The organism is Enterococcus sp. AZ196 (assembly GCF_050498845.1).
Classification (GTDB): domain Bacteria; phylum Bacillota; class Bacilli; order Lactobacillales; family Enterococcaceae; genus Enterococcus_A; species Enterococcus_A murrayae.
In genome coordinates, this window is record NZ_JBIPAM010000001.1 from 2325778 (window position 1) to 2351803 (window position 26026).

A 26026-nucleotide genomic window follows, 5' to 3' on the forward strand; every position below is an offset into this window, starting at 1 on the left:
CTGACTCTGGGCAGCTTCATGGCTGCGCTCTACTATTTTTATTTTAATGAACTAACCGACGTGTTATAGGTGAACTTCTGATAATGATTTCTTACGATCGTATATTCAAACGGAAGCCCCGTTTCCGTAAACACGATCTCCTCAGTTACTGTGACAGGCTCATAGGGTGTAAGCTGCAGCTCTTTTTGATCCTCTTCATCAGAGGGAGCCGCAAAAATCGAGACATACGAATTCGTCAACGAAATCCCCATTTCATTGATAGCGTAATCATAAATCGAGTCTTTCGCGATCTCCTTTGTCAGCTTAGGAAACAACTGAATCGGGATATAATTGGTTTCGATGGAAACAGCCACTTTATCAATATACCGGACCCGTTTAAAATGATAGGTGAAATCATTCTCCGTTAATAAAAGTGCCTTACGTATTTCTTCTGGCGGTAAAATCACTTCAAACAACAGGATTCTCGAACTGATTTCCTTTCCCTGCTCTGAAAATGATTTAGTTAAGCCGATCGGGCCCCTTTTTTGATGGCTATAGTCGTCATAGTTTTTCTTGAATAATAAGTTTACAAATGTTCCTGAGCGGGCCTTCCTAAATAAAAGACCGTCTTCTACTAAGGAGTCCATCGCCTTTTTCATCGTACTTCTGCTCACCTTAAAGGCTTCGCTCAAATCTCGTTCGTTGGGTAATTTCCCTGAAGGGTATTGATCTTCTAAAATATTCTTTTTGAGCTTTTCTGCTATTTGATCATATAAATTGAGATAATCCATCCTAACCTCCTTATACAGCCGCTTTTCCTCCTTATTATATCCAAGAGAAATTCTTTTTACAACAATTCTGGTACGCTCCAATTTATTATGTGGTTGACTCCAATATCGCGATGTGGTTTAATAACCTTGAAAGTGCTTTCTAAAAAATTATGAGGAGAATAATTTATGAAGAAGTTAACCGCGTTATTAGAGAAATATTTGCTGCCTTTTGCTGATATATTTAGTAAAAACCGCTACCTTGTCGCTATCAAAGACGCTTTTCTGATCTCTCTGCCCTTTACTATTTTCAGCTCCATGTTTACTGCGATCGCTAATATCCCCTTTTTACCGAATATTTTTGGCGAAAAGGCGATTACGCAATTCCAAGCATTTGTTTCACCAACCTTCTCTTTAACTATGGGAGTCATTTCTTTTATCGTCGCTGCCGGTATCGGCTACAGCTTGTCGAATCACTACAAGGTGAATCCTATTTACGGCGCAATTGTTAGTTTGGTTTCATTTATCATGATTACACCGATGACAACCGCTACAGAAGCTGGCGAGGAGGTTCTCAATGTTTTGCCCCTTTCTGAGGTCGGAGCCGTTGGGATGTTTGCCGCAATTATTATGTCTATCCTAGCTACTGAGATTTATCGGTACGCTATCCAGCATAACTGGACGATAAAAATGCCTAGCAGCGTACCAAAATTAGTGTCCGATTCTTTCTTTTCCTTCATTCCAATTGCCGTAGCGTTGATCGCTGCCTTTGCCATTCGAATGATTTTTGAAGCGACTCCTTTTGAAACGGTCAACAACCTGATCTATCAAGTTCTGCAAAAGCCGTTAACTTCTTTAGGAACATCGCTTCCTGCAACGATCATTGTTGGAATATTGGTCAATCTGTTCTGGTTCTTTGGTCTTCACGGGCATGTCATTGTCGGCAGTGTGATGGTCCCTATCTGGAATGCTCAGTCCTTCGATAACCTGACTGCTTTTCAAGCTGGAAAAGACTTGCCTCATCTGGTTACCGGTCAATTTACTGACTTTTTTGTACTAAATGGCGGCTATCTTTCAATCCCTGTGCTGATTTCCCTGCTGTTTCTTTTTAAGAAGCGTACGGATTGGAATGATCTAGGAAAAATCGCCCTTGCGCCAGGTATCTTCGGTGTTTATGAACCATTGATTTTTGGTCTGCCGATCATGCTGAATCCGATTATGTTCATTCCTTTAGTTGCTACACCAATCATTACAACAACGCTATCCTACCTTGCGATGAATCTTGGTCTAGTTCCATTTACAACAGGCGTCGCATTGCCTTACACAATGCCGCTGATCGTTAGCGGCGCCATCGTGACAAACTCGATTCGCGGAGCCATCTTGCAAATCGTTTTACTGATCATCTTAACCTTTATGTGGTACGTGTTCTTAAAAGTATTAGATAACCAAAACAGACTGGAAAGGGAGCAAACGGTTCATGACTAAAGAAAAAATGCTAGGAGCATTATACGGCGCCGCTGTCGGTGATGCTTTAGGCGCACCTACGGAATTACGAACTACCAATCAAATCCTCGAAACGTTTGGAGGATATGTAAAAGAATACACCTTAGCACCAAAGGATACTTTTGCCAGAGACTATCCCGCTGGAACCATTACGGATGATTTTAGTATGTCCTATTATTTGATGCAGGCCATCATCGAGCATGAGGGGAACTTTACAGAAGAAATCGCTCAGCAGGCCATCATCAATTGGGGGGCGGATGACTATTATTTTGACAAATTTGCCGGCCCAACTACTCGAGCAGCAATAGAAAACATGAAGCAGGGCCTTCCTACCGATGTTGATCCATTCGGTTTGATCAACTACAGCGGTCTAGCGACAAATGGCGGTGCAATGAAGACGATCCCGTTGGCCTTATTGGCTAACGGCGACTTGGAGAAGGCGCTGGAATATACTATTTGGATGTGCAAACCAACCCATTTCAACAGCAATGCGATTTCCGCGGCGGCGGCGATCTGCTGCGCGGCGACCCATGCGCTGACAGAATCCGCGACCTTAGAAAGTATTGTCGCAGCTGCTGTATGGGGTGCCGAAAAGGGCCGAGAATACGGCGAACAGCAGCAGCATATATCTGTTGGAGTGGATATTGCCTATAAAATTCAAGAGGCCGTGAAGATCGGTGGTCAGGCAGCCAGCTTTGAACACTTATTAAGCGAAACCGCTGATAAGGTCGGCACGAACTTCCTTGTCCAAGAATCAATTCCCGCTGTATTTAGTCTGTTGGCCGGAACAGAAGGGAATACGATGCTTGGCATCTATGCCGCAGTCAATGTCGGCGGCGACACAGATACCATTGCTTCTATGCTGGGGGGAATTCTTGGCGGGTTCAACGGCAGCCAAAGCATTCCGCAAAAATACATTCATGATATGGAAAAAGTAAATACAACACTCCCACTCCAGTCAACGATCGAGGCGTTTGTAGCCCTATGCTCCTCCCGATAAAATCAGAGGAGCATTCCAAAACGTGAAAGGAGGACGCCAAGAGTGAAGAAAGAAACGATTCGGTCCCTGCCAAAAATTGAATTGCACTGTCATTTAGACGGCTCCATTCAAATCAGCACTTTAGAAAAGCTGGCAAAAAAAGCTGGGATTCCCTTGAACTCGTTAACGAAGGCAATTGCACCAAAAAAATGTCATCATTTAAAGGAATACCTAGAAAGCTTTGACTGCATTTTACCCTTGCTGCAAAGTGAAGAAAATCTGACCCTCGCGGCCTATGATCTGATTGAACAGGCGGCTGAAGAAACGATTCGGTATATTGAGATTCGTTTTGCCCCGCTGCTGCATCAAGAACAAGGGTTGTCGATCGAACAAATCCTTCGTGCTGTTTGTCGAGGAATCCAGCACGCACAGAAACAGTTTGACGTTCAGGCAAATCTGCTGATCTCCGCGCTGCGCCATCATTCTAATGCAGCGAATCAACAATTAATTGATACGGTCACGCAATTGAATTCAGAAACGATCGTCGGTTTTGATTTTGCCGGTGATGAGCAAGCAACATCAAACGAGAAGATCAAGCCCACTGCCGACTACGCATTAGCTTCAGGTCTGAAGCTTACTTTACATTCAGGCGAATGCGGATGTGCTCAAAATGTCGTCGAAGCGATTCGCTTAGGCGCTGTCCGAATCGGGCATGGTGTAGCAATTAAGAGCGATACCGCCATCATGGATTATTGTGCCAAAAAGGGGACTTTGCTGGAGCTGTGTCCTACCAGCAATATCCAAACCAATGCGATCAAGGAGTGGGCAGACTATCCATTGCACAAGTTTTTAACTCACAATGTCAAATGCTGCATCAATACGGATAATCGAACGGTCTCTCAAACCACCTTGACAGAAGAGTACCTTCTTTTAGCAACCCACTGCCAATTGAGCTATTTAGAAATGAAAAGACTGAATCTAAACGCGATCGAAGGTGCCTTTGCAAGTCAGCAGCTAAAGGATCAGCTAGTCCAACAAATAAATATCGGCTATGCTGATGTCATCCCTTCGTCAGAGGCTTAGAGCATGACGCTTAAAATCAATCTGCTCAAGGTTCTGTTGGGAACACTCTTATCTGCCTTCGGACTTTCCTTAATGATCACCAGCAGCTTAGGCGTCGATACCTTAAGTGTTGCCTTGTTCGGAGTTATGAATATCTTTCCGCTAAAATTTGGCTACTTAAGCCTATGCTTCAATCTTTTCGCTCTAATGATCGCTTTTCTTTTTGACCGCAGGCAAATCGGCATCGGGAGTCTTATTAACGGTATTGGTATTGGATTAGGCGTCAATTTTTTCACTTCCTTCTTTACGCTAAATACCTCCTCTATCATCAGCCAGTTAGTTGCTTCGATCAGCGGTGTATTACTCTTTGCTCTAGGTATTGGAATCTATGTTTCCGCACAATTAGGTGCCGCTGCCTTGGAATGCTTGACCTTGATGGTCGTCAACAGTTCAAATTTTTCGATCAAGACTGTTCGTATCCTGATCGATAGCACGATGATTGTAATCGGTCTTTTACTAGGCAACGCTAATTTAGGCATAGGCACTCTCCTATGCGTATGTACTACAGGGGTCATTATGGAAGGTGTCCTAAAATTCCAAACCCGCCTGATTAAAAACAAAAAAATTGATGCAGGGTAAGTCCCCGCACCAATTCATTGATAATTTAAATAGTAAGCCCCCTATAATTCTTCCCCGTTTCCATCCATGGGGGAGAATTTTTTGTTAAAGCGAGGATTTTGTCTGAGAAAGGAGCTTTGCGTTCGCCATTTCAAGTAGGCGTTTTACAAATCCTGCCGCTTAAATAGCCAATAGGCTGCAACAAAGCCAATGATCCCTGTCAAAAAGATGCTTCCCAAGGTTAATAGATCATCTTTGAACGACAGCTCGATTAAGCTTTGAACAACTACCGCTGACCATGGCATGAGACGTGCAAAATTGAATGGGATATTGAGCGCAAACATTTGGATTCCAGTAAATGCTAAGGCGGCCATGATCGTCGGATAAAACAATTTCCGCTGCATGACACTCACCGTCAATAAAGGCAGCGCTGCGACAAAAGCCAAAAAGCAGTATTTAAAGAGTGTCGTCACCAGAGTTTTGGTTCCTGTTGCGCCAAAAGTGTCTGGATAAATCAGCCAGCCGCCAATCGTATAAATGATTACGACACCAATCAGCGTTCCTGTATACCAGATGAACCAAATCGCTAATTTGCCTAAAAGAAATCGGAAGCGCGAGGTGGGAGCCGTCAAGACATTATTGATCGTGCGATCCTCATACTCCCGCTGCATTAAGAAGGTGACAATGAATCCGCTCATAATTGACAGTAACGAGCCGACAACTAGATAGACAGTCGGCAGCCAAACGCGATAGTCTTCTATCGGGGATTCAACGATAACTAAATCCTTAAAGACCATAAAGGCCGCAGCGAACAATGTCAGCAGTGAACAAACCGCAAAGATGCGATTCCGTTTCAGCTTCATCCATTCAGCAGAAATTACATTATGCAATGCCGACACCCCCCGTGATCTTTCGAAAGTGCTCTTCTAAATTGACCGAGCCGACAAATAAACTGGAGACCTCGATCCCGTTTTTTCCGAATAGGCGGTTGATTTCTTGCGGTTCAAAGGAAAAATCAAAAATTTTGATCGTATCATTGCCGTCCACCGTATAATTGCTGAGATTCAGCTGCTCCTCTAAGAGACGAGCAGCCTGATGAATATCCGATACAGTAACACTGATATATCGCTGATTGTGTTGTGCAATTTTTTCCAGATCACACTCCTCCAGCAGCTCGCCATCGTGCAAAATACCGATGATATCCGCGATTTGCTCGATCTCTGATAATTGGTGACTAGAGATTAAAATTGTCTTGCCATGAACCTCGGCCAGCTCCTTCAGCAGCCTGCGGATTTCAACGATGCCGATCGGGTCCAGCCCATTCGTCGGTTCATCTAAGATCAGCAGCTCCGGATCGTTCATTAATGCATTGGCGATTCCCAGCCGCTGCTTCATCCCTAATGAGTAATTGGCAAAACGCTTGTGTGCAGCATGCGTCAAATCAACCAGCTTCAAAGCCTCCGCCACACTGTTTCTTTGTGTCTGCCCCTTCAGCTTAGAGAATACCTTCAAATTTTCCTGACCGGTTAAATACGGATAAAAGCTTGGTGTCTCGATGATATTTCCAATACGCAGGTATACTTCCGGATGCGTATTAGGCGATTGACCAAACAACAGTACTTCACCTGAACTTGCTCCTGCCAAGCCCAACAGTATTTTCATGATCGTCGTTTTTCCTGCGCCGTTGCGCCCCAAAAGTCCATAGATTTTTCCTTTGGGAATGGCGATCGAGACGTCCTTGACTACCGTCTGATCATGGTAGCGCTTCGTCAGCGCCGCCGTTTTTACAACATATTTTTCCATGGCGACCATCCTTTCTATACTTCTAGCTTAGCAGGGCTACCTTGCCCTAACCTTGTCAAACCCTTGTTTTTTTCTAGTTTATTTAGGCAGCGTCAAGGAAAATTGTGTCCCTTCGCTTAATCGACTGCTGACACTGATTTTTCCATGATGAGCCGTGACTAGTTCCTGGACGATCGCCAGTCCCAGGCCGTTGCCTTTCGAGCCCCGAGCTTCGTCTCCTTTATACAGACGATCAAAAATCCGCGGGAGATTTTCCTCCGAGATCCCTTTGCCGTTATCGGTGATCTCAAGCCGAACCTGCTGCTTTTCTTCCGCCAACTTGACCGTAACCTTGTTTCCTTGACTATGGTTTAAGCAGTTTTCCAATAAGTTATCGATGATCCTGCGAAACGCTGAAGCGTCCACTTTGCAATAAAACTCTTCTTCAGGAATGTCGATTTCATAAGTAAATTGCGGTTCCATTCGCGGAATCCAGTCACTGATACTCTCCCTCAGCAGCTCACACACATCGACCGTTTCGAATTGATAGCGACGTTCCCCTGATTCAAGCTTGACCCATTCAAAAAGAGTACTGATATACTTTTCTAGTTCAAATGCTTTTGCCTGAGAAGAATGCAGATAATGCTGCTGCTCCTCTTCCGTTACCAATCCATCGTTGATTGCCTCTAAGTAGCCTATCAGAGAGGCCAAGGGCGTACGAACATCATGCGACAAACTGGTGATCAGCTTGCGATATTCATTCTCAGAAGTCCGCAATCCACTAAGCTGCCGCTTGATATCTGCCACAATCTCATTCAACCGAAAACAAAACTCCGCCACATCCGTTGCTTCATCCGTAACCATTTTTCGATCGAGGTTCCCTTCAGCGATATCTTCTAAAACAAGCAGCGCTTGGGCAAGCTGCTGTTTGTTTTTTCGAAGACGGGCAATTAGATATAGACAACCTGCGGCCAGCAAAACACAAATACTACCTACTATTGCCATCTCCTATCCCTCCTGATTAAAACGATAGCCGACCCCGCGCACCGTTTGGATAAAGAAAGGCTGGGCAGTATCCGCCTCGATCTTCTTTCGCAGCTTACTGATGAAGGACATGATATTACTATCATCAAAGGCATATTCATCGCCCCAAACCTGCTGATAAATTTGACGTTTCGTAAAAATTTGTCCCTTATGCGCTGCCAGAAAATACAAAAGCTCAAACTCTTTTCCCGTCAATGCCAAAACTTCATTATCCAATAAAGCAACTCGCGTCTGTGTATCAAGGGTTAAATGCTTCAGATTGAGAGTCTTTTCCGCACCAGCAGTCCGATTAAATGTTGTATAACGCCGAACCAAAGAATCGATCCGTGCCATCAGTTCCGCCATGCTAAACGGCTTCGTCAAATAATCATCCGCCCCCAGCTGCAGCCCGCGAACCTTATCCGCCTCTTCATTCTTAGCCGTCAGCATCAAAACTGGAACCACGCTTTGCTTGCGGATCTCCGTCAAAATACTCAACCCATTGATTTGCGGCAGCATGATATCCAACACAATCAAGTGATAGTCACCTGTCAGCGCCATGTTCAATCCGCCAGCTCCTGTGTAGGAAATATCCACTGTATACTCAGCATTTCTCAAATATTTTTCTATGATAGAACAAAGCTCCTGATCATCATCAATGATCAATATCCTGATTTTCTCTCGCATCGGCCTTCTCCTCAAAAAAGTAATTATTCTATTGTTAATTTTAGCAAAGTTCAAGAGGATTTCGGAGGGAAGTTGTGAGGAAAAGAAAAACACCATCCAAGTTGGACGGTGTTTTGAGATTGATTGGGGAAAGACGGTGTATTCCAGTGCTTTTAGATTTAGACGAACTCGGAAGTCATGGAAGCCTTAATCACTGAGAAATTTACATTCCACTATTTTAGATTCTGATTTTTTAGGGTCGACAGATTGATCTAAAATCAGCGTTTAACTATGATTGGTGTGCAGTTATTTCCGAGCTTCTCGTAGAAAATTTAACTTATTATTCGAATAAAAGCCAAATAACCATACACTTCAGCTAAAAAAATGTATGGCTATTTGGCTATTCGAAATTTTTTTAAACTACATTAACTCGGATTTTTCCATCGACAAATAAGCCTTCATGCTAAAAGGACGTCCTTAGTTCAGCGTAAATATGCTATCTCTACTTACGTTTTCTTTTTGGCTTCCCTTTCCCTGTTTGCTTTTTCTTCTCCTTTTTTGATCTGGATGCCTTTTTTCCTTCAGGCGTCCGCTTCATCAGCTCCTCTTTCCGCTCTCGTTCTTGTTGGGCTTTGCTCTTCGGTTTCTGATAAGGCTTATAGGGCATTTTTTCAGCGGCGGATAGGGCCATCGGTCTAGATTCAGCGGCTTTTTTTGTTGCGGCTTTTGGTGCTTGGTTTACTATAGTAGCTGCGGGTTTGTTAGTGGGTTCGGCTTTTTGTGCTGCCGCGACGGGACCTTCAGATTTACTTGCAGTCCGCACTTCTTCCTTTGGCGCTTCCTCTTTCAGCTCTGCCATCCGTGTATCAGTCAAAACGATCCCTTCAGGTAAAAGGGCCTTCACTAATTTCAGCTTTTCTTCGTCCGTCATCGTACTGAAGTCAAGACCTGTTGCCGCTTCCATTTTTGGCTGAGTCGCAACTGCATGGATCTGCTCAGCCTCATCCACGACTGCGCCTTTTTTGATTTTAGGATGACGGGTACAGTTTTGGATTTCAGAATTTTCTAGTTTTACAAAACGGCGGATGCCGTCCTTTTCAAAGATCGTTAAGGAGCTCATCAGCTCTAACACCGCATCGATCTTCATCCCCGAAGAACGGATATCGGCATCGCGCAAACTCCAGGTATGAATCTTGCCGACTGCATCCTCAAAGGTGGAAAGAAGTTTATATTGCTGACCGTCTGTTTCCTCCACAGGGGTCGTTGGGACAAATAAATATTTCTTACACTCACTTAATCGATTGTTGAAGCGGTGGTATTCGTTCTTATTTTTATACAGCCGACGAGTGACTTCTTCCCACTCTTTGCCGCCTTTAAAGGAATCGCGGAACAACGGGCAAAGTTTCCGCAGCACGTCTGTCGGCTCAGCATAAAGAAAAATTTCCCGAATTAACTCACTGCAGAAATCTGAAAAATCACTGATACACAAGCTTTGCCGAATCAGCACTGCCACAATATATTGAATCACCGCATCCGCATCAGATGATTCTGCGTATGCCTGCGAGATTCTTTTCTCAAGATTGATCTTCCCCATTGTGAACAACGTGATTTGTGATATTTTTTTGCTTGCCATCTTTTTTCTCCCCTTCAGATCCTGATCGGTCCATTCTTTTCTTCGTTCGGTTCTTACCTTCGTTTCTTTATTATATAACAATGATAGCGCTTCAAACTGGTCAACCTTTTTAATTTTTTTAAAGGATTTGAATAATAACTATTCAGCAAAGGACATCAAACCATCTATAAAGCCCTCTCCAAACGCCTTATCGTCGCCTTTCACCTTCACCGCCGTACGGAGCTCTATCCATTTGTCTTCCATAAAATAATCGGATTGGAGAAATGTTTGTCATTACGGACCTTATATACTTAAAAAAATAGTATTAAATCACTATTTTTATTATCTAATTAACTTTATTGAAAAATTATAGTATTATTTAGATACACATATTTTTATTAATCTTTATTTCTAAAGGATAGAAAGATGGAGGAGTTCAAATGAACAAAAAAATTGGGGTCAAGCTTGGTGTAACATTCGCAATCTTATTTAGTTTTCTATTCGCCACTCCAACCCAGCATTATCAGGTGGAAGCCGCGAAAACCAAAACGGAGAAAAAGGTTAAAATTACCCGTACCGCCAACAAGAAAGTCACCGTAAAGGTTAAAAAATATATTGACGGCGATACGACGCGCTTTAAGTTGAAAAACGGCAAAACGGTTACTGCAAAATATTTATTGATCGCTGCACCAGAGCTCAAAAAGGAGAATCCTTACGCACAAGAAGCGAAGGATCGAACAAAAGAATTACTGAAAAAGGCCAAAAAAATCCAAATAGAATATGACAAAGGCTCGAAACGCGACAATAAAAAACGAGAGCTGGTTTATATCTGGGCCGACGGTAAATTAATCCAAGAAACATTAACAAGTGAAGGCTTGGCTGTAGTTCATAGTACAAAAGGCAAGAACACGAAGTACCTTGATAAAATCAAAAAAGCGGAAGAGCAAGCCAAAGAACAGAAACGAAATATCTGGAGTATTGAAAACTATGCCCAAGCAGGCAAAGGGTATGATCAAGCAACAGCAGATGAGTACAAAAAAGCCCGCGTTGAAGCCTTAGCTGCCAAGCAAGCCGAAGAAGAGCGGCTGAAAAAAGAGCAGGAGGCCAAAGAAGCCGCGGAAAAACAAGCGGCGGAACAAGCGGAAGCGGCTAGAAAGGCCGAAGAAAAACGAATCGCAGAAGAAGCGGCAGCAGCTAAAAAAGCGGAAGAGGAGCGAATAGCTCAAGAGGCTGCAGCCCAACAAGCCGCGGCTCAGGCTGAAGCTGAGGCCCAAGCACAGGCACAGCAACAGGCTCAAGCTGCACAAGGCCAAACAGTCTATGTCACTCCGACCGGCAGTAAGTACCATACCCATAAATGCGGTAATGGCACCTATTCGCCGGCTACTCTGGAGGAGGCCCAAGCAATCGGATTGACACCTTGTTCCAAATGCTATTAATTCAAAAGGGGACGCCAACTCGGCGTCCCCTTTCTATGCGTCTCCGCTATCAACAGTTTCAAAGTTCTCTGCGCCTCCCAGATTGTCGATCTGGAAGGTCGCTTCGTCTTTGTTATAGCTCAGTGTAGCCTTCTTATAACGGAAAACTTGGCTCACGTCGTCCGTAGCATCCGTGTAGATCGTATCGTAGTAAATCAAGTACTGGACAGTATAGACATCTTTGCCGGTCATACTGACGGATTCGACTTTTGCCTTGGCATTGACCCGAGATTTTTTAGCGCTCGTGCGAAATTCATTGATAAATTTCTCAAAATCCTTTTCATCAGCATTACTTGCGCCGTTAACAAAATGCTCAGCTAGATCACTCTTTTCAGATGCGCCGAAATCGCTATATTTAGAACTATAGCTCGACAAATCGCTGTATAAACGATCCAAGAAAATCTGAACATCCGCTGTTGATTGGACATTGTCAAAATCCAAATGAATTTCTGAAGCATAGCTGTCCGCTTTGTAGTCGTCTGCTAGAAACTCAGTCGCTGCGATTCGGTACGTATCACTTTTTAACTGATCACTAGCTGTCTTGAATGCTAATTGAACCTCCATCCCCTGATGCCAAACGACATCCTTAATCTCTGCTTGGCCCTCTTCGATGGTTCCGACTTCCTTATCATTCAGTAAAACCTGCGCGCCGTCGACATTCGAGGTGACTTTGAAGGAAATCTTATGGAGATTGATCGCGACATGACTGTCCGTTTCAAATTCAGGGTTATGGTAGCGAACCAACGCTTGCTTAGCGGCTGATTTTTCACTATCTAATTTTCCTTCTACTTGATAGCTGCCCGGTGTTAATGGCCCCCAGGTCGTCTGATAATTACTCCCTTTAGAGGTTGCCAGCTTTTCACCATCCAGCGACAACTGCATGCCTGCTTGATCGGTCGTAACGGTCAGATAGACCGGCTGAATCACTAATTGATAACGAGGAAACAAGCCAAGATGCTTCCCTTTTTCCTGAACAGAAAAATCGTCTAGCTGACCGGGATTATTTTTTAAATCCGTTAAAAAATCAGCGAAATCCGCTTTATGATTGCTTTCTTGATAATAGCTGACAAATTTTTTCAGGTTGGCCGCCGATACTTGATAGTTGGGATCTTCCGAAACGACAACTTCTGCTATCTTTTCGGGATCTTGTGTTTTGAAAATTCGTTCCAGCCGGCTTAATTGCTGCGGGTAGCTATAATAATATCGGCCAAATAGGAACCCGAAGGCAAATAATACTACTACCATTACTCCTGCACCGATGCCAATTTTCTGCTTCTTCGATAACGGTTTTTTCGGCGAAGCTGCTGGTCTCACGATGGTTTTTATCTGATGCCCGCAATTCGGACAAAAATCCGCATCCGATGGGATGGATTCGCCGCAATTTGGGCAGAAACGTTTAGCTTCCGGTGCCTCCGACTTTTCTTCTTCTGCCATCACTTCTGGCTTTACTGAAGCAGCTGCAGTAAATGGCTGCCCGCATTCTTCACAAAAGCGCGCCTCTGAGACATTTTCATGACCACAATTGGAACAATTTTTCATGGATATCCTTCCTGTTCTATCAGTCTTTCAGTACTGATTTATAAGTCTTTATCACCTATGATTGTAGCAAATATAACAATAAAAAAGGATATTATTTAAAAAAAAGACACTCTCTCGGATTGAGAAAGTGTCTTGCGCTTTTCAATTAAACGATCGACATACCGCCATCAATGATGATGAACTGACCATTCGTATAGCTGGAAGCATCGCTTGAGAAGTAAAGGATCGTTCCATTCAATTCCCCACGTTTGCCTGGACGGCTCATTGGATTCAAGCCTTGATATAAGTTTAAGAAGTCTTCTGATTTAAACAGCGTATCCTCTGTCATCTCAGATTCAAACAAGCCCGGCCCGATCGCATTAGTCGTAATATTGTATTTCCCATAGCTGGCTGCCATCCCCTTGGTCAATCCGAGAACCGCTGCTTTGCTGGCATTGTATGAATGACGGATAAACACATCCTCCTTATCAGCCATCACTGCGTTGATCGATGCGACGTTGACGATTCTTCCATAGTTGTTATCTATCATATGTTTTACTACGTATTTACTCACTAGGAAGATGCCCTTTACGTTGACATCCATGGATTTATCGAAGTCTTCCACCGTTAAGGAATCCACACCGCCGCGCACCGCGATTCCTGCATTGTTTAGTAAAATGTCCAAATGTCCGAAATGATCATATGCCTGTTGGATTCCGTCTTTGACATTCGCTTCATCCGTAACATCCATTTTGATCGCTAAGACATCACGGCCTATCTCCTTGATTTCTGCGGCTACTTCTTCTAACCGTTCCAAACGTCTAGCCAACAAAACCACATCCGCACCGGCTTTTGCATAAGCGATCGCGGCATCGCGACCCAGCCCGCTGCTGGCACCTGTTACTACCGCTACTTTTCCATTTAAATCAAACATAGAACATCACTCCTTCTTTTTTGATAACGCATACAACGTTGCTATACTAACGTTACCTAAGATAGTAGGGTGATGTCAATAGCTTGTGTAAAATAGCTAGGCTCTTCTATCGTTAAAAACACCTTTAGCTACCGTAATCGCGTTTAAAACTTTGGGAAAACCCACATAGGGAATACAGTGGGTAAATACCTCTATGATCTCTTCCTCCGTAAGTCCAACATTTAGCGAGCCGTTAATATGAACGACTAATTGCGCATTCGTATCGCCCTGAGTCAGTAAGCTGGTGATCGTGATGATTTCCCGCTCCCTGAAGGACAAAACGGGATTATTATATATATCCCCAAAAGCAAATTCCAAAATATAACGGCCAACATCCGGAGCAATAGCCTCGAGACTATGAATCACCCGCTCCCCTGCTTCACCATCAATCTCTTGTAAATTCCTGATCCCTTGTTCCAATCTCTTATCACTCATAGCAGTCTCTGCCTCCTTTATGTTAAAGTACTATAAACTATCAAGTTGACTTTATAGCAAGAAGCTTTGATAAAAAATGTAGCAGAGGAGAATCTAGATGTATAAAATCAGCGAAGTTTCCAAAATGATCGGCTTTAGTATCCCGACCCTGCGATACTATGAAGAATTAGGGATCAGTACTCCGGCTAAAAACAAAAACGGCTACCGTGAGTACAGTGAAGCAGACATTGATTGGCTGCGTTTCATCCATCGCTTAAAACAGACCGGTATGGATCTGGAAACAATCAAGAAGTATTCAAAGCTGAGAAGTCAAGGCGATCAGACCATTGAAAAGCGCATGAAGCTTTTAGCCGCGCAAAGAAACCGGCTGTTAGCGGAAAAAAGAAAGATTGACGACCATCTCTTTTTCTTGGAAAACAAACAGGAGACTTATAAAAAAATGCTGGTCGACAGAAGAAGCTAATCGGCTTGAAACAATAGTTTCCTTTTTGCTCAATAGCAGCCGTTCAATAAGGCCTCCCCTGCTTTTGTTGAAACAATACTTTCTATTTTTATCCTCAGCCTGTTCAATATCCTATAATAGGTAAAAAAAGGAGGAGATAGGGTATGTGAACTTACAAAAGCGACGTATTAGAAACATCCGTGAAGTGGTTTAAGGATAGCGCCAACAGAGAGGATTTGGAGCGTTTGGATGATTTGATCAACAGCCGCGCAAATGAAGGCTGGGAATTCGTGACTCATTCATATATGCCAAATGTTACCGCGACTAGAAGCGCGATTCTCGTGACATTCAGAAAAGAACAATAATCGACCGTTATCTAAAGGACTGGGAGTTTCTTCCCAGTCCTTTTTAGTCTGCAAATAAATGCAATTCTACACAATCTCTTTAAAGGAAATTCCACGGACAACCTTTTCAACAAGATCCCCACTATAGCAGGTCAAAGAATAATTGCTCATACGGAATAGCGTCCTCCATAGCCAAAAAATCATTTAAAAATAACTTGCTTTTGTTTTGTTTTTCACCTAAACTTTATAAACAGAGAGAATGAGAATCATTATCATTTATTTGCGGGAGGGTGAGTCTTTGAGAAAAAAAGGAATCGTGCTTGTTCTATTATTGTTAAGCGCTCTCTCTATTTTTATCGGAGTAAAAGATTTGATGCTGCAGGCTTTATTCCATGGCGATCCGGAACAGTGGCTGATACTCGCCACCACTCGTGTACCGCGGACAGTCAGCTTAATTCTGGCAGGTGCAACGATGAGTATCTGCGGTTTGATCATGCAGCATCTGACACAAAATAAATTTGTTTCACCAACAACTGCTGGAACGATGGACAGCGCTCGCCTGGGGATTTTGCTCGTAATGCTCTTTTTGCCTAATGCCTCCACCATGGTTCGGACCTTTTCAGCATTTGTCTTCGCTTTTTTAGGAACCATGCTCTTTTTAAGTCTAAGTCGTCTGCTGCCAACAAAGGATCCGATTTTTCTCCCCCTGCTTGGTGTGATGTTTGGTAATATTGTCGGTGCAATCGCCACGTTCTTTGCTTATCAGTTCCAATTGATCCAAAACATGTCTTCTTGGCTGCAGGGTAATTTTTCATTAGTAGCTAAGGGAAGCTATGAGCTGCTCTACCTGACAATTCCGCTATTTTTTATTATTTACTTATTTGCCTACTACTTCACAATCGTAGGCCTAGGAGAAGATGTCGCGGTCAATCTGGGAGTCAACTATCGTTTGACTCAGACGCTGGGGATCGGTCTGGTGGCTGCTGCCAGCGGATTGGTTTTGATCATGGTTGGCACCGTGCCCTTTTTAGGGGTGATCGTTCCCAATATTGTCTCGCTGATCTATGGCGACCACGTCAAACAAAATCTATGGATCACCGCCATCAGCGGCAGTGTGTTTCTAATGGCCTGCGATATTATTTCACGCATCGTGATCGCACCTTATGAGGTACCGGTCAGCTTGACGGTAGGTATTTTAGGCAGCGTGATTTTTATTTACTTATTGGTTAGGAGGAAACGGGTATGAAATTTTCTCGGCCAAAAAAAGCGCTGCTGCTAGTCGTTCTCACGATCATAGCACTGCTCTTATGTGGACTGTACTTGACCTATAATACATATGGAAATTTCCAGTTTGCTTGGATGCTGCGGGGAAAAAAGGTTGCAGCCTTTTTACTGGTGGCACTGGCAACGGGAATGGCGACAATCAGTTTTCAGACACTGACCCAAAATCAGTTTTTAACGCCGAATATTCTAGGCCTGGATTCCTTATACGTGTTGATCCAGACCCTGCTGTTTTTTATCGTTGGTGGTGTCAACATGCTGTCACAGGAACAAACCTCCACCTTTTTAATCAGTATTCTTTTGATGGCGCTGTTGAGTCTGCTGCTGGCCAAGGTTCTGTTGAAGCGCCAGCAAAACGATTTATTTATTTTGTTAATGCTAGGAATGATTCTGGGTACCCTATTCAGCAGCACCAGTAATTTCCTGCAAGTAATGATGGACCCTAATGAGTATGATCTGCTGCAGGGGCGGCTTTTTGCCAGCTTTGGAAATATCAATACCACTCATTTAGGCTTAGCAGCCGTGATTATTCTGCTGGGTTCATTCAGTTTATTCGCTGCCAATCATTATCTAGATGTCCTGCATTTAGGCAGCGATCAAGCGACGAACTTAGGAATCTCACTAAATCGATTTCAGATCATGGTCTTATTCCTAGTGAGCCTTTTGACTGGAACAGCTACCGCACTAGTCGGCCCGATCACGTTTTTAGGCTTCATTGTCGCAAATATCAGTTACCAGCTGATGCCGACCTATCGCCACAGCTATCTCTTTTTAACTGCCGTGTTACTCGGAATCATCTTTTTGGTCGGCAGCCAATTTTTAGTCGAGCAAGTATTTCACTTAAAAACAACGGTCAGCGTCGTGACACAATTTGTCGGCTGCCTGTACTTTATCTGGAAAATCATTTATGAAAGGAGACAGCAGCGATGATCGATTTGAAAGAAGTATCAAAGAACTATGGGGCGAAAAAAGTCATTTCTGAGGTATGCTTACCCATTAAAAATGGGCAGCTGACCGCTTTTATCGGACCAAACGGAGCAGGCAAAAGTACCTTGCTGTCGATGATCAGCCGCTTGATCACGATCGATGCCGGGCAAATTTACCTTGATCACAATGAGGTCAAAGCGTGGGGCTCTAATGAACTGGCAAAGAAGCTGTCGATCCTGAAGCAAAGCAATGGTGTGAACTTGCGAATCACTGTCCGTGAGCTCGTAAGCTTCGGCCGCTTTCCTTATTCGAAAGGCCGTTTGACGGCGAAAGATCAAGACATGATCGATTATGCGTTAGAAAAGCTGGGGCTAGTCGAAATGGCGGAGGATCGGATTGATACTTTGTCCGGCGGCCAATTGCAGCGTGCGTATATTGCTATGATCTTGGCGCAGGATACTGAATATATTCTATTAGACGAGCCCTTGAACAATTTAGACATGAATCATGCGGTACAGCTGATGAAAACTTTGCGGCGCTTAGTGGAAGAGGAGCACAAAACAATTCTGCTGGTCATTCACGATATCAATTTTGCGGCGACCTATGCCGATGAGATCGTTGCAATGAAGGCTGGAGAAATCTTTGCTCACGGAACGACGAATGAGATGATCCAGCCCCACATTTTAAATGCGTTGTACGAAATGGAAATCAAAATCTGTGAGCTGGACGGCAAACGATTTTGCATGTATTTCAACTAAAAATGGGATTCAGACTCATTTAAAAATGAGTGCTTTTATTATAAATTAGGAGGAAACAGAAATGAAAAAATATATTGTTGGACTATCTATGGTATTGCTTGGTTTAGGCTTGGTCGGCTGCGGCTCGACGACTAATGAAGGAAGCAGCGATTCAACAGACAAAGCGGCAGCAAACAGCACTGTCAAAGACGAGACAATCGAGGTAAATGACTCAAACGGAAAGGTGACTGTGCCAAAAAATCCTAACAAGGTCGTGGTTTTCGATAATGGTTCTTTAGATACCTTGGATGCTTTAGGTGTAGGCGATAAAATCGTAGGGGCGGCAACGGATAACCTGCCTGCTTATTTGAAGGACTATAAAAAGCTAGAGTCCGCAGGCGGGATCAAGGAGCCGGATTTGGAAAAAATCAATCAAATGAAGCCGGAGCTGATCATTATTTCTGGTCGTCAAAGCGACTTTCTTGATCAGCTGAAAGCCATCGCTCCAACGATGTATTTAGCTGTCGATACCTCCGATACGTGGAATTCCATCAAACAAAATGTTGAAACCTTAGGACAAATCTTCGGCAAAGAAAAAGCAGCCAAAAAACAATTAGCCGCACTGGAAACCAGTATCAAGGAAACCAAAGCAAAAGCGGAAGCAAGTAAAGACAAAGCCTTGACTGTTCTCGTTAACGAAGGTCAATTATCAGCCTATGGGAAAGGCTCACGTTTTGGAATCGTTTATGACACCTTCGGCTTTGCAGAAGCAGATGATACCATCAAAGCCTCTACTCATGGTCAAAGTGTCTCATATGAATATGTCCTAGATAAAAATCCAGAAATCCTCTTTGTCGTCGATCGGACAAAGGCAATCGGCGGCGATGACAGCAACAATGCTGTTGCCGACAACCAGCTAGTTGCCCAAACAACTGCCGGCAAAGACAAAAAGGTTCTCTCACTCCAACCCGATGTTTGGTACCTTAGCGGCGGCGGGCTGGAATCGACTAAGATGATGCTGGAAGATGTGAATAAAGCCTTCGAATAGGACAAAAAGCCTTGATTGAATCGATCAAGGCTTCTTTATTCCGCTCTTTAAAGGTTTTCTCCAGACCGTCTTAGCCAGCAGCAGTACACATCTTTTTCATGATTGAGAAAGTGTCCCGAATGTGCCTATTCATTGATTGCTTCTATTCCCTGCTGCTTCATTTTTTCCACATGCTCCAGCATTGTTTGCAGCTGTTCCGCCGAATGACCTGTCCATTCCGTCACTTCACCGACGACTTTCAAGGGCTGTTGGGTCCGGTAAGATCGGGTTGGATTGCCGGGAAATTTCTTATCTGTCAAATTGGGATCATTCTCAAATTCACCCGTCGGTTCTACTTGATAGATCCGCTGCGGCGCATCTCCTAACGCCAGCTCTGCACCCCAGATCGCCGCGTCCATTGTCGCTGAGAAATAGACAAAATTGGCTTTTTCCTGTTTGCCGTAGTTGGAGCGTTTGCCTGCCTCAAGCAGGTCGCCTACCTTCAAATCAGCTTTTGTCCCATGATAGAACGGCCCTTTATCCAATACATCATTCATCGAATCAACTCCATCACTATTTTTTCTGTAACCGAGCAGTATAGCAGGAAAATTAGCAGCTGTAAACTTAATCAGTCAGCTGCACCTGCGACAGCTGTTCAGCAAATTGCCACGTTTCGCCATTATCGGAGGAACGATACAAACAGGCAAACATTTTTCCCTGATCAATCCCGTTCGTTTTCAACAAATAGAATTTGGTCTCCAGCTGATGGGTACTGACTTGAGTCACTTCGTTAGGTGATTGGAAAAGATCCAATCCGCCGGTTTGATAATCCGCTGGGATCGTCACTACCGCTTCTTTGAAGGAGCTGCCGCTATTGTTGGTGTAATACAGCTTTTCCCGTGTGGAGACAAATCCTAAAGCAGGATTAACAAAGCTGACATTTTGTACAGGCTGATTGATTGTCGTACCATTGCTCCTAGACCACGTCTGCCCTTGATCATTCGTCTGGTAGATCTCCAAGCCCTCTGAAGATACCTCTGGTGATATGTTGGAATAAACCAAGATGCCGCTGCCATCAGCGAAAAACTGAGCCTTGCGATAACGAATTCGTTGCGCGGCTTCAGACACAAGTGCTTTTTTCCACGTCTGTCCATTATCACTCGAGAATAAGAAAAACAGCTCCTTTTCGTTCTCCGAATAAATAAACCAGGAGAACGCCTTTGAAACATCGTACGTCTTGTCCATCCAATACCCCAGCGGAATCTCACCACTAGTCAGCAGATAGCTGCCTGTGCGCAGCCATTCAGGCTTCAGCGGTACAAAAGACCAGTCTGTCCCGCCATTTGTCGTTAAATAAAGCTCCCGCGTCTGTTCATTCAAATCCAGTTGATTCATCTGATTCACTTTTTTAGTCGGCGCCGTTCCCTGCTGCGTCAGCAGCTCGTTGCTCGTCAAGGGCGCTGCTGCACTTGAAGCGGTCGACCTTGACGGCTCAGCGCTGTAAAGATTTTGATAGCGCGTAACTCCATAATAAGTAAACACGCCGGCCCCACTAACAAAGATGAAGCTGATTATCAGTAATAGCCACTTCTGATTGACTCCCTTAGCTTTTGGAAAAGTTGCCGGCAGCAAGGACGGTTTCCCATTTAAAACGAACAATTGAATTGATGAAAAGCCCCATAGCTCCTGACGGTTGCCTAAATAAATGACCGCATCATCAAAAGTAGTGGTTAACTCGATACAATCAGCCTTTGCCAAGCGCAGCGTTGGCTTTCGATCGCCTTCTGCTAAATAATAGGCCTCGCGGTCCTGATAAACCACCGGGTACTTCGCTGCTTCTTTTACATAGCGCTCCAGAAAACGTTGAAACGACTGCCGTAGTCTGATTTCTTGAATCACATTCACCAGGAAGAAGACGACGGTCGCCGCTGCACTGATTCCTCCCAGCACTAGTGAAAAATGATAAAAGCCCCGCAGCCAGTAGCCGCGATCAATCGAATGTACACGCATCCCCAAATACTGATAAACAAAACTTCCAATACCGAAAAACAGGACCGATGCACCAATTAGAAACAGAAAAGCCGAAATCAGATTCTTTTGGCGATTTTTTCGTACACGCCGATAAATTGGTTCTCCCGCAGACAGCAAGTCGATGATTAATGATTCCTGATCCATAATTTCTCCTATCAGTTAACTTGTTTCGTCTATTATCTGTCAGAAGCTGGCGGTTGAACAGAGAATTTTCTCTAAAAGTTTGTAAAGAATTCCGACGAAAACCTAATCATTCAGCAATAGCTGCAAGCAATAATTTCGCTACTGAACGGACCGAAAAAGGATTTTGTTTTTATAACTAATACCTTTCGTATGATCAAAAAAAAAAGCCTTAGAGATTTCTCTAAGACTTTTTCAAATTGCCGGCAAATTCATGCATTCCCTTACGGATGTAAGTGAAACCTGAATAAAGAACAACGACGATCACGATCCAGGTTAATACGGTCATATTCAATCCGGTAACAAAACGCGTCGCGATAATCACTCCGATGATTCCGCCGATCGTAATTCCCAGACTGACTTTACGGGAGTAATCACCTGATTTAATAAAGTTTGTGCCGGCAACAGGCATTAGCCCTGCGCAAGAAGCCATCATGATGGGAAAAGCGACTAGTGGGCTCAAACCCAGCATGTAAACCATCGCCATACACGGAGCATACAAGCCAACACCGATCGTCATCAATGCGCCCAAGATGAAGTTCCCAACAATACCGATCACTAATTTCACTCCGGTCAAACTGGTCAAATGATTGCCCGTTCCTAATAAATCAAGCAAACCTAATTGTTTTAACGCCATCAATGCCGCAGTGATGATCAACGCGATGCCCATATAAAACTGCACCTTTTTTTCAGGAAGCTTACTAACGGTTTTTGAGCCGACATAAGAACCGACGATCGCTGCGATAACTAATGAAAATAAAGTCAACGGTGCCACTTTTACTACTGTAATAAAAATGAACGCTTCAATAATTACCGGAACCGTATGAGAAACATTTAACGTTCCTGGCAGTTGCCGATCATTGTCTAATTGCTTCGTCGTTTCCAAAAGCATGGTCGTCGGTGCAAAGCTGCCGATCCCCAAGGTATCCATCGCGTCGGTAATAAAGCCGATCACACCAGAAACAAAGATGTTTCCGCCGCCCCAGTTTCCGCGCTCTGCGATCAAATCGCGAATAAAATAAAAAAGATAATAAACCAATAGGACACCTAACAGTCCCAACAAAATTTGTACCATCATTCTCTCCTCTAAATAAAATAATCAATGAAAGCTCTTTTTCCTCTTAAGATAATACAACAATTCACAAGGATTTTGACTTAAATCAACTAACAGTTTGATGATAGTCGTCCAAGAAATCTTAAAGGATTCCATGAGTTCAGATAAGAGAAAAACAACATTTCCTAGAGAAGTCATACTGCAAAAAGCGTGACTGACAGCTAACTCTTACTAGAGGAATCATTTTTCAAAAAAAACGAAAAATGATTGTATTTTCGTACGCATATCATCACGCTAAACTTATTGAGCATAAATTAGCTTCACACTAGTAATGCACGTTCTCTTCTTAGGGACTGCAAAAAGCGTGACTGACAGCTAACTCTTCCTAAAGAAATCATTTTTCAAAAAATCGAAAAATGAATGTATTTTCGTACGCATATCATCACGCTAAACTTATTGAGCATAAATTAGTTTCACACTAGTAATGCACGTTCTCTCCTTAGGGGCTGCAAAAAGCGTGACTGACAAAAAAATGACCTTCAATTTCTTGAAGGTCATTCACTCAACACAAAATAATTATTTTCCGGATCGGCAAAATTGAACAGCCGTTTCCCACCTTGCTCCATAATGGGATTTACCTTAGGACTAAGCTTTTGCAGGCGATCGTGGCAGGCATCAAGGTCCGACACCTTCATTAGTAACGAAGGAAAATTGTCCACGACTTCGGGAGAAACTTTTTCAATAAATTGGCGATCAAACAGAACCAGCTCCACTGATTCAAACAACTCTAGCGTGATTTGCAGGGAGCCATCCGGCATTGGCTGCTGCGAGGTGATCTTCCCGCCCACTCCTTCTTGCCAGAAGGCCGCTGAACCGGCCACATCCTTGACGTACAACATGATTTCGATTCCATTAAGCATTTTTCTCCACCACTTCCTTCAGACGAAAACGCACCATCTCTGTAATCAGCTCTGATGGCAATTCTTGTTTATAAGGAATCTGCAATGCCCCTTTTGAGGTTTTGTAATCCTTCAGTCGTTCTTCAAAGGCAGTCATCGCACTTGGTGTCGGATAAAATCCCAAATGCTTTTTCATCGCGCCAAAGTGAACTAAATTCTCTGTTAAATAAAACGTTGGCATTCCGTAAGAAATTTTTTCAGTGGTTTCCTCTGGGACTATTTCTTTGATCAGTTGATAGATTTCTTGAAGCATCGGCTGCTGATCCGTTTCAGCAGCGTGAATGTATTCTTCAATCGGTGACATCGCTTCACGCCCTTTTTTTCTTTTTAGTCTAGCGGAAATCATTGAAAAGGTATACAAACTTGCTCTAATCGTCCTTCAGCAAATCCCCCAAAGAAAAGCCGTCAAAGGTCTCACCATCGTAATACTTCAATAATTGATCCGCTGTTAATAACGAAGAGGTCATCTCTTCATCCTTATCCTCGACTTGATTCAATGCCGCGTATTCCTGATACTGCTCCGCCAATTGGCGATACAGCTCTTTCTTTGAAGGACCTGCGCCAGTAATAAAAGGCAATTCCTTGATGTGTCCTCGATAAAGAGGGCGCTCATTCACCCACTCGATCGGCTGCTCAACGACGGTCAATTGAACCTCGGCAAAAATATCTTCATACATTATTTTTCCTCCTCTCGCATTTTTCGATACTGACGCGGTGTGATTCCTTCGATCTGCTTAAACCGTTTATAGAAAAAGGCCTTGTCTTTATAGCCTAAGCGCTCCACGATTGTTTGGATTGTCAGATCCGTTTGTTCCAGATAGCTTTTACAGCGCTCAATTCTTCTTAATAAGACGATTTCCGTAAATGACTGCCCCGTCTTTTCCTTCAATAAACTCGATAAATAATTCGGGTGAAAATGAAATTTTTGTGCGACCTCCTCTAGCGTCACCTGCTCCAAACGAGCATCGATATACGCCAATAGCTCTTCCGTCAGCTGTCCATTGGAGATAAATCTGTCCTTGGCAATCAACCGCTCGGCCTTGCCCTGGCTAATCTCGACAATCAACAGGACAAAGGCCGATTTTGTCACTTTATTGTTGAAGTACGCCATTTTAACTACTTGCTTTAGTAAAAGCAGGGCGTAAAAATGCACATCGGTCTCCTCCGCAAAATCATAGACCAAAAAGCGCGGGATACTAGCAAACTCATTACTCAAAGCCTCCACAAAGAAACGATACAGCAGCGGCTCTTCAAAAAATTGGCCCAGCAGCGATTCTGTAAAATAGCTCGATTTAAAATAAAAGGCGATCACTTCCGTCTCTAAATCCCCACAATAGGTAAGCGGTGTTGCTCCATTGACTATGATCAATCCGCCCGCGTTCAGCTCCTTTTTTACATCGTTGATCTGAACAGCCACTGTTCCCTTCATCACATACAGCATTCGAATAAAATCGGCCGGAACCGCGATCTGATCCCTTGTTTCCTTCGTCACGAAAGCCGCAATTTCTCGCCGCGCATTTGCAGCAAAACGCTGGACCTCGCCAATCATTTGACCATCATCGCCTAAGTAGCAATCCAAGGTTGCCAAAAATTGATAAAAGCTGTTATACTCCGTTGCTGTTACATCCATTTACCCACCACCTTAGAATCAAACACTTTCTTCTTTATCTACACTATTTTCAATATGTATCGATAGGCATATAATTTCTTTATTGATTGTACCATGTTTATGAATTTTAGACATTTGATTCAAACACTTTGCAAGTTCCACAAATCGGATGAATACGCATGCGTGAATTTGCTCAATACAATAGCCAAAAAAAGGAGAATTTACTATGAAAATCGGTTTTATCGGTGCCGGCAATATGGCATCTGCAATTGTTGAAGGCATTGTCCAAAAAGGGTTCAGCCAACCAGAGGACATTTACTTGTATGATATCTCAACAGAAAAAGTCCAAGCTTTCGCGAAAAAAATTGGTGCACATGCGGTAAATGATCCGCAGGAAGTTATCAAAACGGTCGATACCTTAGTCTTGGCAGTCAAGCCGAATGTCATTAAGGGCGTATTACTGGAGGCAAAGGACGCGATTCTGCAAAATGATCCATTGATCGTCTCAATCGCCGCTGGAACAAGTACCGAAGCGATCTATGATGTATTCGAAACAGATCAGCCGATCCGAATCGTTCGAGTAATGCCGAATATGAATGCGATGGTTGGCGAAGGTGCGGCGGCTGTTTGCGGAAATGCGAGCGCTGCAGAAGAAGATGTCACAACGATTATCGATCTGTTTAACGCAGTCGGCAAAGCTTGGCCGCTAGAAGAAAAATACTTCTCGATCTTCACAGCCATCGCTGGAAGCTCGCCGGCTTATACCTTCTTGTTCATCGACTCAATCGCTCGTGCGGCAGTGAAGAATGGGCTGCCGAAGGACATCGCGCTAGAAATGGCGACACAGGCAGTTTTAGGCAGTGCGGAAACCTTGGCTCACAGCAAGGAAAATCCATGGACACTGATCGATCGAGTAAGCTCTCCAGGAGGAACAACTGTCGCTGGGATCGTGGAATTAGAAGACAACGCCTTTATCTCAACCGTTATTAAAGGAATCGATGCAACGATCCGTAAAGACGAGGAACTAGGGAAAAAATAGC

The 26026-nt window shown here is 43.7% G+C and carries 28 protein-coding genes; 12 read left to right on the forward strand and 16 right to left on the reverse strand.

Features of this window, described 5'->3' with window-relative positions; all coding sequences use genetic code 11:
- Positions 1 to 38: 38 nt before the first annotated feature.
- Positions 39 to 770 carry a GntR family transcriptional regulator gene (locus IGI67_RS11125; protein ID WP_429957726.1) on the reverse strand — a complete coding sequence of 244 codons (732 nt, stop codon included), beginning with the start codon at positions 768 to 770 and terminating at the stop codon, positions 39 to 41.
- A 165-nt stretch (positions 771 to 935) separates the two neighbouring features.
- Between IGI67_RS11125 and IGI67_RS11130 the strand changes: the two genes are divergently transcribed.
- Genes IGI67_RS11130 through IGI67_RS11145 form a run of 4 tightly spaced genes read left to right on the forward strand, consistent with a single transcriptional unit; the run spans position 936 to position 4929 of the window.
- Positions 936 to 2231 carry a PTS sugar transporter subunit IIC gene (locus tag IGI67_RS11130; RefSeq protein WP_207107407.1) on the forward strand — a complete coding sequence of 432 codons (1296 nt, stop codon included), beginning with the start codon at positions 936 to 938 and terminating at the stop codon, positions 2229 to 2231.
- Positions 2224 to 3249 carry an ADP-ribosylglycohydrolase family protein gene (locus IGI67_RS11135; protein ID WP_429957727.1) on the forward strand — a complete coding sequence of 342 codons (1026 nt, stop codon included), beginning with the start codon at positions 2224 to 2226 and terminating at the stop codon, positions 3247 to 3249. The genes IGI67_RS11130 and IGI67_RS11135 overlap by 8 nt, the downstream gene beginning before the upstream one ends.
- Before the next feature lie 42 nt (positions 3250 to 3291).
- The gene (gene add, locus IGI67_RS11140) at positions 3292 to 4311 is read left to right on the forward strand and encodes an adenosine deaminase (protein WP_429957728.1); all 1020 of its coding nucleotides are present in this window, start codon (positions 3292 to 3294) and stop codon (positions 4309 to 4311) included.
- 3 nt (positions 4312 to 4314) lie between these two features.
- Positions 4315 to 4929, forward strand: coding sequence for a YczE/YyaS/YitT family protein (locus IGI67_RS11145; protein WP_429957729.1), 615 nt, complete (start codon positions 4315 to 4317; stop codon positions 4927 to 4929).
- 143 nt (positions 4930 to 5072) lie between these two features.
- Here the strand turns inward: IGI67_RS11145 and IGI67_RS11150 are convergent, their stop codons facing one another.
- The 5 genes from IGI67_RS11150 to IGI67_RS11170 form a co-directional block, all read right to left on the reverse strand.
- Positions 5073 to 5798, reverse strand: coding sequence for an ABC transporter permease (locus tag IGI67_RS11150; protein ID WP_429957730.1), 726 nt, complete (start codon positions 5796 to 5798; stop codon positions 5073 to 5075).
- Complete coding sequence (locus IGI67_RS11155) at positions 5791 to 6711, reverse strand: ABC transporter ATP-binding protein (protein ID WP_429957731.1); 921 nt, start codon at positions 6709 to 6711, stop codon at positions 5791 to 5793. The genes IGI67_RS11150 and IGI67_RS11155 overlap by 8 nt, the downstream gene beginning before the upstream one ends.
- A 78-nt stretch (positions 6712 to 6789) precedes the next feature.
- Positions 6790 to 7695, reverse strand: a complete 906-nt coding sequence (locus tag IGI67_RS11160) for a sensor histidine kinase (RefSeq protein WP_429957732.1) — start codon at positions 7693 to 7695, stop codon at positions 6790 to 6792.
- Positions 7696 to 7698: 3 nt separating this feature from the next.
- A complete protein-coding gene (locus tag IGI67_RS11165; RefSeq protein ID WP_429957733.1) occupies positions 7699 to 8400 on the reverse strand; it encodes a response regulator transcription factor in 702 nt (233 codons plus the stop codon).
- A 481-nt stretch (positions 8401 to 8881) separates the two neighbouring features.
- Complete coding sequence (locus IGI67_RS11170; RefSeq protein WP_429957734.1) at positions 8882 to 10012, reverse strand: glycosyltransferase family 1 protein; 1131 nt, start codon at positions 10010 to 10012, stop codon at positions 8882 to 8884.
- 419 nt (positions 10013 to 10431) lie between these two features.
- Here IGI67_RS11170 and IGI67_RS11175 point away from each other — a divergent pair, with 419 nt between their 5' ends.
- Positions 10432 to 11430 carry a thermonuclease family protein gene (locus tag IGI67_RS11175; RefSeq protein WP_429957735.1) on the forward strand — a complete coding sequence of 333 codons (999 nt, stop codon included), beginning with the start codon at positions 10432 to 10434 and terminating at the stop codon, positions 11428 to 11430.
- 33 nt (positions 11431 to 11463) lie between these two features.
- On the opposite strand, the gene IGI67_RS11180 is transcribed toward IGI67_RS11175, so the two are convergent.
- From IGI67_RS11180 to IGI67_RS11190, 3 genes are all read right to left on the reverse strand, one after another.
- The gene (locus IGI67_RS11180; RefSeq protein WP_429957736.1) at positions 11464 to 13008 is read right to left on the reverse strand and encodes a zinc ribbon domain-containing protein; all 1545 of its coding nucleotides are present in this window, start codon (positions 13006 to 13008) and stop codon (positions 11464 to 11466) included.
- 145 nt (positions 13009 to 13153) lie between these two features.
- Positions 13154 to 13921, reverse strand: coding sequence for an SDR family NAD(P)-dependent oxidoreductase (locus tag IGI67_RS11185; RefSeq protein ID WP_207109865.1), 768 nt, complete (start codon positions 13919 to 13921; stop codon positions 13154 to 13156).
- 96 nt (positions 13922 to 14017) lie between these two features.
- Entirely contained in the window at positions 14018 to 14395 is a 378-nt protein-coding gene (locus IGI67_RS11190; protein ID WP_429957737.1) for a carboxymuconolactone decarboxylase family protein, read from the reverse strand.
- A 97-nt stretch (positions 14396 to 14492) separates the two neighbouring features.
- Here IGI67_RS11190 and IGI67_RS11195 point away from each other — a divergent pair, with 97 nt between their 5' ends.
- The 6 genes from IGI67_RS11195 (at position 14493) to IGI67_RS11220 (ending at position 19174) form a co-directional block, all read left to right on the forward strand.
- Positions 14493 to 14858 (forward strand): MerR family transcriptional regulator, encoded by a 366-nt coding sequence (locus IGI67_RS11195; RefSeq protein WP_429957738.1) that lies wholly within the window; start codon positions 14493 to 14495, stop codon positions 14856 to 14858.
- Positions 14859 to 15037: 179 nt separating this feature from the next.
- Entirely contained in the window at positions 15038 to 15202 is a 165-nt protein-coding gene (locus IGI67_RS11200) for a DUF4177 domain-containing protein (protein WP_429957739.1), read from the forward strand.
- Positions 15203 to 15440: 238 nt separating this feature from the next.
- Positions 15441 to 16427 (forward strand): ABC transporter permease, encoded by a 987-nt coding sequence (locus tag IGI67_RS11205; protein WP_429957740.1) that lies wholly within the window; start codon positions 15441 to 15443, stop codon positions 16425 to 16427.
- On the forward strand, positions 16424 to 17392 hold the full coding sequence (locus IGI67_RS11210; RefSeq protein WP_429957741.1) for an iron chelate uptake ABC transporter family permease subunit: 969 nt from the start codon (positions 16424 to 16426) through the stop codon (positions 17390 to 17392). Before IGI67_RS11205 ends, IGI67_RS11210 begins: the two co-directional genes overlap by 4 nt.
- On the forward strand, positions 17389 to 18147 hold the full coding sequence (locus IGI67_RS11215) for an ABC transporter ATP-binding protein (RefSeq protein ID WP_429957742.1): 759 nt from the start codon (positions 17389 to 17391) through the stop codon (positions 18145 to 18147). Before IGI67_RS11210 ends, IGI67_RS11215 begins: the two co-directional genes overlap by 4 nt.
- Before the next feature lie 61 nt (positions 18148 to 18208).
- Positions 18209 to 19174: a siderophore ABC transporter substrate-binding protein gene (locus IGI67_RS11220; RefSeq protein ID WP_429957743.1), complete on the forward strand. Its 966-nt coding sequence runs from the start codon at positions 18209 to 18211 to the stop codon at positions 19172 to 19174.
- A gap of 125 nt (positions 19175 to 19299) precedes the next feature.
- On the opposite strand, the gene arr is transcribed toward IGI67_RS11220, so the two are convergent.
- From arr to IGI67_RS11255, 7 genes are all read right to left on the reverse strand, one after another.
- Complete coding sequence (arr, locus tag IGI67_RS11225) at positions 19300 to 19710, reverse strand: NAD(+)--rifampin ADP-ribosyltransferase (RefSeq protein WP_429957744.1); 411 nt, start codon at positions 19708 to 19710, stop codon at positions 19300 to 19302.
- A 67-nt stretch (positions 19711 to 19777) separates the two neighbouring features.
- Positions 19778 to 21328 (reverse strand): WD40/YVTN/BNR-like repeat-containing protein, encoded by a 1551-nt coding sequence (locus IGI67_RS11230; RefSeq protein ID WP_429957745.1) that lies wholly within the window; start codon positions 21326 to 21328, stop codon positions 19778 to 19780.
- 220 nt (positions 21329 to 21548) lie between these two features.
- Positions 21549 to 22439 (reverse strand): sulfite exporter TauE/SafE family protein, encoded by an 891-nt coding sequence (locus tag IGI67_RS11235; protein ID WP_207110118.1) that lies wholly within the window; start codon positions 22437 to 22439, stop codon positions 21549 to 21551.
- A 533-nt stretch (positions 22440 to 22972) separates the two neighbouring features.
- Positions 22973 to 23338, reverse strand: coding sequence for a VOC family protein (locus IGI67_RS11240; protein ID WP_429957746.1), 366 nt, complete (start codon positions 23336 to 23338; stop codon positions 22973 to 22975).
- Entirely contained in the window at positions 23331 to 23681 is a 351-nt protein-coding gene (locus IGI67_RS11245) for an iron chaperone (protein WP_429957747.1), read from the reverse strand. Before IGI67_RS11245 ends, IGI67_RS11240 begins: the two co-directional genes overlap by 8 nt.
- 64 nt (positions 23682 to 23745) lie before the next feature.
- Positions 23746 to 24054 (reverse strand): hypothetical protein, encoded by a 309-nt coding sequence (locus IGI67_RS11250; protein WP_207110111.1) that lies wholly within the window; start codon positions 24052 to 24054, stop codon positions 23746 to 23748.
- Positions 24054 to 25007: a helix-turn-helix domain-containing protein gene (locus IGI67_RS11255; RefSeq protein ID WP_429957748.1), complete on the reverse strand. Its 954-nt coding sequence runs from the start codon at positions 25005 to 25007 to the stop codon at positions 24054 to 24056. Before IGI67_RS11255 ends, IGI67_RS11250 begins: the two co-directional genes overlap by 1 nt.
- 205 nt (positions 25008 to 25212) lie before the next feature.
- Here IGI67_RS11255 and proC point away from each other — a divergent pair, with 205 nt between their 5' ends.
- Positions 25213 to 26025, forward strand: a complete 813-nt coding sequence (gene proC / locus IGI67_RS11260; RefSeq protein ID WP_429957749.1) for a pyrroline-5-carboxylate reductase — start codon at positions 25213 to 25215, stop codon at positions 26023 to 26025.
- Position 26026 lies beyond the last annotated feature (1 nt).